Source organism: Methyloceanibacter sp. (assembly GCF_035650995.1).
In the GTDB taxonomy this organism is placed as follows: domain Bacteria; phylum Pseudomonadota; class Alphaproteobacteria; order Rhizobiales; family Methyloligellaceae; genus Methyloceanibacter.
Genome location: NZ_DASRGO010000187.1, coordinates 1 through 12,107 on the forward strand (window position 1 = coordinate 1; position 12,107 = coordinate 12,107).

Below are 12,107 nucleotides of genomic sequence, written 5' to 3' on the forward strand. Positions count from 1 at the left end.
CGCGCGCGGCGAGCAGCTTGGCCATGCCGGCCTCGAGATCGCAGCGCCGGCCCGCGTCTTTCTCGCGCGCGGCGAAATAGGTGAGCTGGCGCGCGATAAGAATCTCCGCCGCCATCATCGCGAGCTTGTCGGACACGCGCGGGAAGGAGATGATCGGCTTGCCGAACTGGATGCGCTCCATGCCGTAGCGGAGGCCGAGATCGAGGGCTGATTGCGCCACCCCGATCGCGCGCGCCGCGGTCTGGATGCGCGCCGCCTCGAAGGTCTGCATCAATTGCTTGAAGCCCTGGCCCTCGACGCCGCCGAGAAGATTGGCCGCGGGAACGGCGAAGCCGTCGAAGGAGATGTCGAACTCCTTCATGCCGCGATAGCCGAGCACCTCGATCTCGCCGCCGCTCATGCCCTGCGCCGGGAACGGATCCGCGTCGGTGCCGCGCGGCTTCGGCGCGAGAAACATCGACAGCCCGCGATAGCCCTTCTCGTTGGGGTTGGTGCGCGCAAGAACGGTCATCAGATCGGCGCGTGCGGCGTGCGTGATCCAGGTCTTCTGCCCGGTGAAACGGTAAACGTCGCCGTCCTTCACCGCGCGCGTGGTGAGGGAGGCGAGGTCGGAGCCCGTGTTGGGCTCGGTGAATACCGCCGTCGGCAGCACCTCGCCGCTTGCGATCTTCGGCAGCCATTCCTTCTTCTGCTCCTCGGTGCCGCCGTTCAGGATCAGCTCCTCGGCGATCTCCGAGCGCGTGCCGAGCGAACCGACCCCGATATAGCCTCGGCTCAGCTCCTCGGACACGACGCACATCGCCTCCTTGCCGAGGCCGAGGCCGCCATATTCCTCGGGCAGGGTCAGCGAGAACACGCCGAGCTCGCACATCTTGGTGATGAGCGGGAGCGGGATGTATTCATCCTTGAGATGCCACTCCTGCGCATGCGGCACGACCTCGGCCTCGGAGAAGCGGCGCATCTCGTTGCGGATGTCCTCGTAAGTCTGATCGAGGCCGGGGTCGCCGTAGTTGACGGCGGCGGCGCCTTGCGCGTGCTTGATCAATTCGATGGCGCGGGCGCGCGTCTCGGGCGTCACGCTCTCGATCAGCGGCCTGGCCGCGGCGATGAAGCCGATGAGGTCGTTCTCGTCCACGCCAAGCTCGTGCAGGCGCACGATCTCGCCCTGGCTCATCATCACCCCGCCGAAGAGCTGAGAGAGATATTCGCCGGCGCCGATTGCAGCGAGCAGCCGCTCCGTTTCGCCGAAACGGCCCTCGCCTTCCATGCGCTTGGCATAGCTCGCGAGCTGCTCGACGGCCGCAGCGTAAGTCGCAACCCAGGCAAGACCGTGTGCTGCGCGCTGCTCCCGCTCGAAGGCGGCGCCGTCGATCGTGCCGCCCTTCGATACCTTGTCGGATACGGCCTCAACCGCCTGCTGACGCAGGCCGTCGGCGGCCTCTGCGGCAGTGTCGAGGAGTGAAATCAGTTCTGAGGCGCTAACCGTTCCGGCGCTGCTCAAGGATTCGACGGCAGTCAAGTTCGGGCTCCTAGCTTGGAAAATGGCGGTTTGCGGGCACAACCAAGCCTGACCCGCGCATAGAGTCAAACCTGATTTCGCGGGCTATGGTTCGCCTGCCGCCGCCTCGTCCGGGAGGTCCTCGCGCCTGCCAGCGCGCCAAAGTGAGAGGGTTCAGGTCAATTTTCGCAACCAGGCAAAGAGCTTTTGCAGCCGACCTGCGCTTATCTCATTGCCATCGGTCTTCTCGACGACCCAACGTCCACTCCCGGGCATCGGCGAGCCATCGGGAGCATACGCATTCGCGTAATAATAGCGATAGGCGAGCCGCCGCGTGCCGGCTTCGATGAGGACATGATCGCGCGCGACCTCGACGCGGTCGATGGGCTCGAGCAATTCGCTCGCAGCTTCGTTTATCGCCGTGCACAACAGCCGAGCTCTTTCATATTGCGGCGCCATCATCGTGGTTTGCCTCGCCGCGCTGCCCGGAAACGTGCGCGTTGATTAGCCGCCGTGCATCTCGCGGCTCGCCTCGACCACGTCCTCGAAGGTGCGAAGCCCGGTGCAGGGCGCGCTCACGAGGACCGCCATGTTGCCCGGCCGGTGCTCGTTCTTCCACATGCGCATATGCGCCTTGGGAATTTGCTCCCAGGGGAAGACTTCGCTCATGCACGGATCGATGCGCCGCTCGACCACGAGCTTGTTGGCTTGGCTCGCCTGCATCAGATGGGCGAAATGCGAGCCCTGGATGCGCTTCTGATGCATCCACACATAGCGCGCGTCCATGGTGAGGTTGTAGCCGGTCGTGCCGGCGCAGATGACGACCATGCCGCCGCGCTTCACCACGAAGCACGACACCGGAAAGGTCGATTCGCCCGGATGCTCGAACACGAGATCGACGTTGACGCCCTTGCCGGTGATATCCCAGATGGCCTTGCCGAACTTGCGCGCTTCCTTGAGCCAAGCGTCGAATTCCGGCGTCCCGACCTTCGGCAACTGGCCCCAGCAGTTGAAATCCTTGCGGTTGATGACGCCCTTGGCGCCGAGCGACATCACAAACTCGCGTTTGTCCTCATCCGACACGACGCCGATGGCGTTGGCCCCGGAGGTCGCGCAGAGCTGGACTGCCATCGAGCCGAGGCCGCCGGAAGCGCCCCAGACCAGGACGTTGTGGCCCGGCTTCAGGGTATGCGGCCTGTGGCCGAACAACATGCGGTAGGACGTGGCAAGGCAAAGCGTGTAACAGGCCGCCTCCTCCCACGTAAGATGCTTCGGGCGCGGAAGCAGCTGGCGATCCTGCACGCGGGTGAACTGGGCGAAGGAACCGTCAGGCGTCTCGTAGCCCCAGATGCGTTGCGAGGTCGAGAACATCGGATCGCCGCCGTTGCACTCCTCGTCGTCGCCGTCGTCCTGATTGCAGTGGATGACGACCTCGTCGCCGACTTTCCAGCGCGTCACCTTTGACCCGACGGCCCAGACGATGCCCGAGGCGTCAGAGCCGGCGATATGGTAGGGGTTCTTGTGGACATCGAACATTGAAACGGGCTTGCCGAGCGAGGCCCACACGCCGTTGTAGTTGACGCCCGCCGCCATCACGAGCACGAGCACATCGTGCGAATCGAGCTCCCACGTGGGCACGACCTCGACCTGCATGGCTTCGTCGGGCGGCCCTTCGCGGTCGCGCCGGATCGCCCAGGCGTACATGTTCTTCGGCACGTGACCGAGCGGGGGGATTTCGCCGATCTCGTAGAGATCCTTGACGGCGCCGGCCGGCGCCGACGTAGCCGGAGAAACGGTAGCTAGCGACATTTCATTCATCCGATTGTCCCCCCCGTCGACGTGTTCGGCTCGTTTTTGCACTGCGGTAATTGTGTTCCATTCATCTCGCGACTGCAACATTTTTGGGGGAAGCAAGGCTTAACGCGCGGACGCGCCGCGAAGACGCCCTCCTCCCGCCCGAAACTCCACAATTCCGGCACGGTTTGGCCGGGCGCGGCAGGAGCGTTAGCAAAAAGATGGAGCCCTGCCCAGGGGTTAAAACGACATCTTTGTCACATCGCAACCCCCGACCGCGCGAGACGTTCCCTGGGCTTGGGGGCGCAGCCAGCCGATCTCCCGGCCGCCGAGGCGGCGGAAGGGCCTCTGCTTTCTCCCTTGGTAAGGGACGCGAGCCTATGGTTGCCGAACCGGGCCACCCATGCTTTTTTGCCGGTAAGCCGAACCACTCGAGCAAGTCATGAGCGAAAACTCACCGAAACGGGACAAGCCGTGGCTGTTCCGCACCTATGCCGGCCATTCGACCGCCAAGGCCTCGAACGAACTCTACCGGCGGAACCTCGCCAAGGGCCAGACCGGGCTCTCGGTCGCCTTCGACCTGCCGACCCAGACGGGCTACGACTCTGACCACATCCTCGCCCGCGGCGAAGTGGGCAAGGTCGGCGTGCCGATCTCCCATCTCGGCGACATGCGGCATCTCTTCGCGGGCATCCCGCTCGCCGAGATGAACACCTCGATGACCATCAACGCGACGGCCGCCTGGCTGCTCTCGCTCTACATCGCTCTCGCCGAGGAACAAGGCGCCGACCATGCCAAGCTCACCGGCACGGTGCAGAACGACATCCTCAAGGAATATCTCTCGCGCGGGACCTACATCTTCCCGCCCGGGCCGTCGCTCCGGTTGATCAAGGACGTGATCGTCTACACCAACCGCGAGATGCCGAAATGGAACCCGACGAATGTCTGCTCCTACCATCTCCAGGAGGCAGGCGCGACGCCCGCTCAGGAGCTCGCCTTCGCCCTCGCGACCGCCGAGGCCGTTCTCGACGAGGTGAAGAAATCGGGCGAGGTGCCGCCCGAAAAGTTCCCGCAGGTGGTCGGCTCAATCTCCTTCTTCGTCAATGCCGGCGTGCGCTTCATCACCGAAGTCTCCAAGATGCGCGCCTTCGTCGATCTCTGGGACGAGATTGCGCGCGACCGCTACGGCGTCGAAGACGAGAAGCTTCGCCGCTTCCGCTATGGCGTGCAGGTGAATTCGCTCGGGCTCACCGAGCAGCAGCCCGAGAACAACGTCTATCGCATCCTGCTCTCGATGCTCGCCGTCACCCTGTCGAAGAAGGCGCGCGCGCGCGCCGTGCAGCTTCCCGCCTGGAACGAGGCGCTCGGCCTGCCCCGGCCCTGGGACCAGCAATGGTCGCTGAGGCTCCAGCAAATCGTGGCCTACGAGACCGACCTGCTCGAATATGGCGACATCTTCGACGGCTCGAAGGAGATCGACCGCAAGGTCGAGGAGCTCAAGGAAGAGGCGCGCGCCGAGCTTGCCAAGCTGCAAGCGATGGGCGGCGCGGTCGCCGCCATCGACTACATGAAGGAGGCGCTGATCGCCTCCAATGCCGCGCGCGTGCAGGCCATCGAGAAAGGCGAGCAGGTGCTGGTCGGCGTCAACGCCTATACCGAGACCGAGCCCTCGCCTCTTTCGGCGGGCGGCATCGAGGGCATCCAGACCGTGCCGGAATCGGTCGAGATCGAGCAGGTCGCGGCCCTTCAAGCCTGGCGGCGCGATCGGAACGACAAGGCCGTGCGCCAGGCTCTGATCGACCTGAAGTCCGCCGCGGCCGAAGGGCGCAATATCATGCCGCCCTCGATCGCCGCCGCCAAGGCCGGCGTCACCACCGGTGAATGGGGCCAGGTTTTGCGCGAAGTGTTCGGCGAATACCGCGCACCGACCGGCATCCATGCCAAGCACGCGATCGACAAGGCGCGACTGGAAGACGTGCGCGAGGCGGTTGAGAAGGTCTCCGGCAAGCTCGGCCGCACCCTCACCTTCGTTGTCGGCAAGCCCGGCCTCGACGGCCATTCCAACGGCGCCGAGCAGATCGCCGTGCGCGCCACCGACGTCGGCATGGAGGTGGTCTATGACGGCATCAGGCTGACGCCGGCCGAAATCGTGCAGCAGGCGCGCGAGGCGAACGCCCACGTGGTCGGGCTCTCGATCCTGTCCGGCTCCCATGTGCCGCTCGTGCGCGAGGTGGTGCAGCGCCTGCGCGAGGCGGGGATGGGCGAGGTTCCGGTCGTGGTCGGCGGCATCATCCCGCCCGAGGACGTCAACATCCTCAAGCAATGCGGGGCGTCTGCGATCTACACGCCGAAGGACTACCAGCTCAACGACATCATGCTCGGCATCGTGAAGCTGGTCGACGCCAAGGCCGAGGCGCTGGTGAACGCGGGCGTTCCGGTGCCCCCGCTCAAGGCCCGCGAGAAGGTCCCGGTATCGGGTACCTAGTGCTTGCCGGTGTCGTCATGGCCGGGATTGTCCCGGCCATCCACGTCCTTAAAATCGTGGATGCCCGCGACAAGCACGGGCCTGACGAATTGATTTGGCCCGATTACGCACTAGAATCGGCGGCTTGAAGCAAAGGGGGGACCACCATGAACTTTCGCTTGAGCACGCCGCGGCGCGAGACCTTCCTCGTGTCCGTCGTCATCGCCGCCCTCGTCGTCCTCGGCATGATCGTGCCGCTGCCGTTCTTCACCGGCTACGCACTCGGGCTTCTGTTGATCGCCTATCTGATCCTGCTTGCCGGTGTCTTGATCGACACCCTCTAGCCGGCGAGCAGCGCGGGCTCTTCGCCCTCCCCTTCGCGGAGGAACCGGGCGAGCACGCGGTGAAGCTCGCGCCCTCTGATCGGCTTCGACGCATAGGCGTCAACGCCGGCGGCGAGATAGGCGCCGCGATTGTCGCCCCTGACCGAGACGAGGGCGACAAGCGGCACCTCGGCTGACGGCGTTTGCAGGGCGCGGATTCGCTTCGTGGCCTCGATGGCGTCGAGGTCGGGCATCTTCATGTCCATCAGCACGAGGTCGTAGCGCTTGGTGGCCAGGTTGAGCAGCGCCGCGGCCCCGGTCGCGACCATCTCGTAGCTCACACCGAATTCGTCGAGATAGGTCCCGAGCAGCATGCGGTTGACGGCGTTGTTCTCCACCACGAGCACTCGGCCCGAGAGCTTGGGCTGCCGCTCGGCCTCGCGCACGGGCTCGCTCGCGACGGCCTCCGCCTCGGCGAGGTCCAAAATCGGCTCGTCACACGCTGCCCCTTCCTGTTGCTCAGGCCGGGCGGCGGAGAACGCTTGCCCGGCGTGCCCAGCCATGAGGGTGAACCAATAGAGGCTTCCCTTGCCGGGTGCGCTGTCGCAGCCGACCTCGCCTCCCATCAGAAGAGCGAGCTTCCGCGCGATGGCGAGCTCGAGCCCGCTTCCCTCGCGCTCGGCGCTGGCCGCGCTCTGCACCTTGAGCACCGGCTTGAACAATTGCGCGCGCTCAGCCGCGCTATAGCCTCTACCGGTGTCGGTCACGTCGAAGCGGAGCCGCCACACCCCGTTCACGTCGATCGCGCTCGCGTGCAGCCGCACCGAGCCGTCGAATGTCGACCTGAGCGCCGTGTCGAGCAGCGTAATCAGCACCTGTCTGATGCAGAGTTCGTCGGCCACCACGAGCTTCGGGCAGCTCGCTCCGATATCGACGCCGCTGGTGAGACCTTTCGCGCTCGCGCGCGCCTGCAGCGCCGATCCGATCTCTCCGATCATCGCGTGCAGATCGAACTCCGAGCGAGCGAGATCGAAGCGGCCCGCCTCGAGTCTGGTGAGGTCGCCGATATCGTCGACCACGCTGCGCAAGCTCTGCGACGACTGCACGATCATATCGGTATAACGGTGCTGGGCGGGATCGAGCGGGCTCAAGCGCAGCAGATCGCTCACCGAGGCGATCGTCTCGACCGGAGCCTTGAGCTCATGCCCGATCATGGCGAGAAGCTCGGACTTCGATCGCTCGGCGCCTTCCGCCGCTTCGCGTGCGCGACGCTCCTCGGCGAGCCTCTCGACCAGATTCTGGATCTGCGCAAAGAGATCGCCTGGCTCGAAGTCTTCTGGCCGCATGGGTGGCCCCGCCCGTTGGGTTACCTCCTGCCGAGCCTGGCACACATCGCTTAAGAGGAGGCTAAACTGCCGCCGCACCGAACTGTTAAGGAGCGAGAAAGCTCCAGGAATTTGGCCATTCGCAGGATCAGGACCAAGGCGGATCTCGCGGCGGGCGTGGCGGCCCTCGTCGCCGCCTGCCCGCATCTGTCGCGCGTGCATGCGGTGGCAGGCGACCCTCCGCTCCGCCGCCGCCCTGCGGGCTTCAAGGGCCTCGCCCGCGTGATCGTGGCTCAGCAGCTTTCCGTCGTAAGCGCCGCGGCCATTTGGCGACGCCTCGATGCCGGCCTTAGCCCTTTCACGGCGTCCGGCCTACTCGCCACGCCCGAGCGCGACCTGCGCCGCGCCGGGCTTTCCGCCGGCAAGATCGCAACGCTCAAGGGGGTGGCTACCGCCGTCGAGGACGGCACACTCGATCTCGAGGCTTTGACCCATGCGTCCGAGGAGGACATCCACGCGGCGCTCACCGCGCTCAAGGGCATCGGCCCATGGACGGCGGACATCTACATCTTGTTTTGCCTCGCCAGGGCCGACGCCTGGTCCCCCGGCGATCTCGCCCTGCAATACGCGGTGAGAGACGCGCTTGGTCTCGGCGCCCGCCCCGGGCTCGACGAGATGGTCGAGGTCGCGGAAGCTTGGCGTCCCTGGCGTTCGGTCGCGGCGCGTCTCCTTTGGGCGTATTATGGCGTGAGGCGGAAAGCCGCCTTGCTGCCTGCGTGATGTCCGTTGCAAACGAATGAGGACACCCATGCGTTCACTCATTGCCGTTTCGCTGATCGCCTTAGCCTGCCTCCTGATCGGTCCCCCCGGCTCTGCGCCGCTGGCATCGCCGTTGCCCCTTCGCGTTCAACCGCCCGCCGGCCTGGTCGCTCCCGTCGTGGACCTTCGTACCAAGGCCACCATCATCAATCACAAGCGGCTATGTGCCTGGCGCGAGAACAACGGCACGGCCTTCGGCAAGAGCGGCTTCTGCCATTGGGGCGATGACGAGCCGATCGGGTCCCCATGCACCTGCGAGCACACGGAAGAGCATAATCACATTGTGCACGCCGGCACGGTGATCGAAAAGCCGCGCGGCGGCGGCAGCTCTTCATCCGTTCATTGACCGAACTGCCGCAGTGCCGGCAGCGGATTAAGGCTCGAGCGCATCATTGACGACAAACTGCCCTCTCATGCCTTAGAGAGGGGGCATGATCGTCTGTTCCTGCTCCATGATCACCTCAAAGGACATCGCCGAAGCAGTCTCGGCGCTGCGCACTGCCGACCCCTTCGTGGTGCTGACCCCGGGAACCATCTATCGCTATCTCGGCAAGCGTCCCTCCTGCGGCAATTGCCTGCCGCTCGTCACCAAGCTCATGGTCGCCTATGACGAGGAGGGTCCAGGCGCGGCCGCCTCCGTGCCCCATCGCGGCGGGACCGAGGAGCCGTGACGGCGGAACTTCGCGGGATGATGCTCGTCAGCATCGAAGCTTTTTCGTTTGAGCGAGGCGCCTCGAACAGGCCATGATGGCGATAAAGGTTGAGAGGAGGATTGAAGAATGAAGGGGAACCCACGGGTCATCGAATATCTCAACAAGGCGCTCACCCACGAGCTGACCGCCGTCAATCAGTATTGGCTGCATTACCGGCTGCTCGATGACTGGGGCTTCACCAAGCTCGCCAAGAAGGAGCGCGAAGAGTCGATTGAGGAGATGCAGCACGCCGACAAGCTGGTCGACCGCATCATCTTCCTCGAGGGTTTTCCCAACATGCAGCACATCGATCCCCTGATGATCGGACAGAACATCAAGGAGATCCTCGAATGCGACCTGAAAGCCGAGTACAGCGCGCGGGCGCTGTACATGGAGGCGCGGGCCTGCTGCCGCAAGGAAGAGGATTACGTAAGCATGGACTTGTTCGAGGAGCTCCTCGCCGACGAGGAGGGCCACATCAATCACCTCGAGACCCAGCTCAATCTTTTGAACGAGATCGGCATCCAGAATTACGGCCAGCTCAACGCCGATTCGTCCGACGAGGCCGGCGAGAACAAGCCGAAATAAGCGCGCGCTGAATGGCACTCGCTCTTGACGGACCGAGGCTGCCGCCGGCTGCAGGCGGCGCGGCGAAGCAACTTGTCGTGTTCCTGCACGGCTACGGCGCCGACGGCAATGACCTGATCGGCTTGGGGCGCGAATGGGCGAGGATTCTGCCGCATGCCGCCTTCGTCTCGCCGCACGCGCCGGAACCGTGCGCCATGTCGCCCATGGGGCGGCAATGGTTCAACCTCACCTTCCGCGACGCGGGCGAGCTCGTGCGCGGGGTGAAGCATGCCGCGCCCGCGCTCGACGCTTTCCTCGATGCCGAGCTGAAGCGGCTCGGTCTAAGCCCGCGCGCGCTCGCGCTCGTCGGCTTCAGCCAGGGCACGATGATGGCGCTCGGCGTCGGCTTGACCCGCAACCCCCCGCCGGCTGCGATCGTCGGCTATTCCGGCGCGCTCGCCGCGCTCGAGGCCCTTCCGGGCGGACCGGGCGTCGGCCCCGCCATCCTCCTCGTTCACGGCGACATGGATCAGGTCATCCCGGTCGATGCCATGTTCCTCGCCCGCGAGCAACTCGCCAAGGCCGGGCTCCCCGTCGAGTGGCACGTGGCTGAAGGCATCGGCCACGGCATCGACGGCGAGGGGCTGCGGCTTGGCGGCGCGTTCTTGCGCCAAGCCTTCGCCAGCGCGGGGCACTGAGCGCCCGTCCACCGCGGCAAGCTACAGCATATGGGGCCCTTCACATTCATGACATGGGCCTATAGTATGCCGCGCCATAAGGAGGCTTTTTAAGCCCGGGTGCGACGGGCAAGACCGAGGATTGATCGCCTTGAACGTCGCAACCGCATCGGCCGCCCCCGGCACGTTCCCAGCCCTTGTCCTCAACGCCGACTACCGGCCACTGTCCTACTACCCGCTGTCGTTATGGGGCTGGCAGGACGCGGTGAAGGCCGTCTTCCTCGACCGCGTCAACATCGTCTCCGAGTACGATCGCTCCGTCCGCTCTCCCACCTTCGAGATGAAGCTGCCGAGCGTCGTCTCGCTCAAGAACTACGTGCGGCCGGCGCTCTATCCCGCCTTCACCCGGTTCAACGTGTTCCTGCGCGACCGCTTCACCTGCCAGTATTGCGGCGACGACAAGGACCTCACCTTCGATCATCTCGTGCCCCGCTCGCGCGGCGGGCTCACGCGCTGGGAGAACGTGGTCACGGCTTGCGCGCCGTGCAACCTGATGAAGGGCGGCAAGCTGCCCGGCGAGGCGCACATGCACCCGGCGCAGAAGCCCTACCGGCCCACGGTGTTCGAGCTGCACCGCAACGGCCGGCTGTTCCCGCCGAATTACCTGCACGAGAGCTGGCTCGACTATCTCTACTGGGATACCGAGCTCGAGCCGTAAGCAATCAATCGGCGGGCGCTCCGAAGCCCAACTGGTCAATCACCTCATCGAGCGTTCCCGCCGCCGTTTTGCTGACGGCTTTCGTCTCAGCGGCAGGCCGTCCCAACCGCCGCTCCGGATAGATCAAGGCGAGAAAAGCGGCGAGCCGGTCGACCGGCATGTCGTTGATGCAGGCGCGCACCGCGGTCGATCCGGTCAACCGCATCTCGCGGCCGCTCCTGAGCGCATCGCTCTTGATGTCGACCACCATCTTCGCGGCCATCGCCGGCGCGTCGACCCAACACACTGAACAATCGGAATAGCAAATGATTGCGCAGGGACTGTCGCAGGATACCCCGCAAGCTGAGCAGCCCATTTCCCCCTCCCCCCATGGTTGCGGTCACGCGAATCTAAACTCACAGGCGACAATCGAGTTCCGGTAGTGGGCTAGTTTGAATGTGGCAAATGGCTGTGACAAATGTGCATCTAAGGCCCCGATTTGGAGAGCTAACTTTATGGATCAATTGTAATTTCTCTGTCCTTGAGCGCCCGCGGTTTGATGCGTATATTCCGGCATCAAGCAACTGCCCTTACAATTGCACGTTAACGGGTATCCAGTACCGTGCAAGCAATCAGCCCGAAAGGAGTGGAGCCATGCGTATCCGTGAAGGATGGTTTGGCTAATCGGGTTCCTGGGGACGCCTCCCCGGTCCCCGACATTGCCGAATATGAAGGCGCCGATTCATGACTGAGTCGGCGCCTTTGATTTTGGGGACAATAACGCAAGAGGCGTTCGTACTGGGTCTCACAGGGGTAGCCGCAATCTGGATCGGGATTGCAACGTTTCGGCTCGGCGTGCGTACGATAAACGAGCAACGAGCGATAGCAGCCACACGTCTAACATTCGAAACCGTCCACGGAAATAATTGGGATCGCGACTACATCGAGAAACGCATAGAGTTCATCAAGCTTCGCGATTGCGGGGACGGACTTGCGCTGTACGCCAAACCTTCGTCCGATCGTGCAACTGACACTGAAAAAGCCCAACACAATAAGAACGCGAGCACCATTCGTGCCATCCTCAATGACTATGAGACCATAGCAATTGGGATACGCCGAGGGATTCTCGACGAAGAGTTCCTTTATCGCTACATGCGGTCTCCACTAGTGAGGGATTGGGTGGCTGCCAGTCCCTATGTTGTCACGCTTCGCGCCGACTACGGAATCCCGCAGATATATGTCGAGTTTGAG

Annotated in this window: 14 protein-coding genes; 9 read left to right on the top strand and 5 right to left on the bottom strand. The window is 64.2% G+C overall.

Features of this window, described 5'->3' with window-relative positions; all coding sequences use genetic code 11:
* The 3 genes from VFB18_RS13670 to ccrA form a co-directional block, all read right to left on the bottom strand.
* Positions 1-1,519 (bottom strand): acyl-CoA dehydrogenase family protein (locus VFB18_RS13670; protein WP_324976357.1); only part of this gene is annotated, 1,519 nt, incomplete at its 3' end.
* A 153-nt stretch (positions 1,520-1,672) separates the two neighbouring features.
* Positions 1,673-1,960 carry a hypothetical protein gene (locus VFB18_RS13675; RefSeq protein ID WP_324976359.1) on the bottom strand — a complete coding sequence of 96 codons (288 nt, stop codon included), beginning with the start codon at positions 1,958-1,960 and terminating at the stop codon, positions 1,673-1,675.
* A 42-nt stretch (positions 1,961-2,002) separates the two neighbouring features.
* Entirely contained in the window at positions 2,003-3,307 is a 1,305-nt protein-coding gene (gene ccrA / locus VFB18_RS13680; protein ID WP_414675737.1) for a crotonyl-CoA carboxylase/reductase, read from the bottom strand.
* Between the two features lie 427 nt (positions 3,308-3,734).
* On the opposite strand from ccrA, the gene VFB18_RS13685 reads away from it, so the two are divergent.
* Together VFB18_RS13685 and VFB18_RS13690 are read left to right on the top strand one after the other, a co-directional pair.
* On the top strand, positions 3,735-5,777 hold the full coding sequence (locus VFB18_RS13685; protein WP_324976365.1) for a protein meaA: 2,043 nt from the start codon (positions 3,735-3,737) through the stop codon (positions 5,775-5,777).
* Between the two features lie 146 nt (positions 5,778-5,923).
* Entirely contained in the window at positions 5,924-6,100 is a 177-nt protein-coding gene (locus VFB18_RS13690; protein ID WP_324976367.1) for a hypothetical protein, read from the top strand.
* Here the strand turns inward: VFB18_RS13690 and VFB18_RS13695 are convergent.
* Positions 6,097-7,425 carry a response regulator gene (locus VFB18_RS13695; RefSeq protein ID WP_324976370.1) on the bottom strand — a complete coding sequence of 443 codons (1,329 nt, stop codon included), beginning with the start codon at positions 7,423-7,425 and terminating at the stop codon, positions 6,097-6,099. The two genes, VFB18_RS13690 and VFB18_RS13695, sit on opposite strands and share 4 nt — an antisense overlap.
* Before the next feature lie 111 nt (positions 7,426-7,536).
* Here VFB18_RS13695 and VFB18_RS13700 point away from each other — a divergent pair, with 111 nt between their 5' ends.
* The 6 genes from VFB18_RS13700 (at position 7,537) to VFB18_RS13725 (ending at position 10,877) form a co-directional block, all read left to right on the top strand.
* Complete coding sequence (locus VFB18_RS13700; protein ID WP_324976373.1) at positions 7,537-8,184, top strand: DNA-3-methyladenine glycosylase 2 family protein; 648 nt, start codon at positions 7,537-7,539, stop codon at positions 8,182-8,184.
* 28 nt (positions 8,185-8,212) lie between these two features.
* On the top strand, positions 8,213-8,569 hold the full coding sequence (locus VFB18_RS13705) for a hypothetical protein (protein WP_324976376.1): 357 nt from the start codon (positions 8,213-8,215) through the stop codon (positions 8,567-8,569).
* Between the two features lie 85 nt (positions 8,570-8,654).
* On the top strand, positions 8,655-8,894 hold the full coding sequence (locus tag VFB18_RS13710) for a (2Fe-2S)-binding protein (RefSeq protein WP_324976379.1): 240 nt from the start codon (positions 8,655-8,657) through the stop codon (positions 8,892-8,894).
* Positions 8,895-9,002: 108 nt separating this feature from the next.
* Positions 9,003-9,503 (top strand): bacterioferritin, encoded by a 501-nt coding sequence (gene bfr, locus VFB18_RS13715; protein ID WP_324976380.1) that lies wholly within the window; start codon positions 9,003-9,005, stop codon positions 9,501-9,503.
* Positions 9,504-9,514: 11 nt separating this feature from the next.
* Complete coding sequence (locus VFB18_RS13720) at positions 9,515-10,180, top strand: phospholipase (RefSeq protein WP_324976384.1); 666 nt, start codon at positions 9,515-9,517, stop codon at positions 10,178-10,180.
* A gap of 130 nt (positions 10,181-10,310) precedes the next feature.
* Positions 10,311-10,877: an HNH endonuclease gene (locus VFB18_RS13725; protein ID WP_324976387.1), complete on the top strand. Its 567-nt coding sequence runs from the start codon at positions 10,311-10,313 to the stop codon at positions 10,875-10,877.
* Between the two features lie 4 nt (positions 10,878-10,881).
* Here VFB18_RS13725 and VFB18_RS13730 read toward each other — a convergent pair whose 3' ends face one another.
* Positions 10,882-11,139, bottom strand: coding sequence for a hypothetical protein (locus VFB18_RS13730; protein WP_324976389.1), 258 nt, complete (start codon positions 11,137-11,139; stop codon positions 10,882-10,884).
* Positions 11,140-11,600: 461 nt separating this feature from the next.
* Here VFB18_RS13730 and VFB18_RS13735 point away from each other — a divergent pair.
* On the top strand, positions 11,601-12,107 hold a 507-nt coding region (locus VFB18_RS13735; protein ID WP_324976392.1), incomplete at its 3' end, for a DUF4760 domain-containing protein.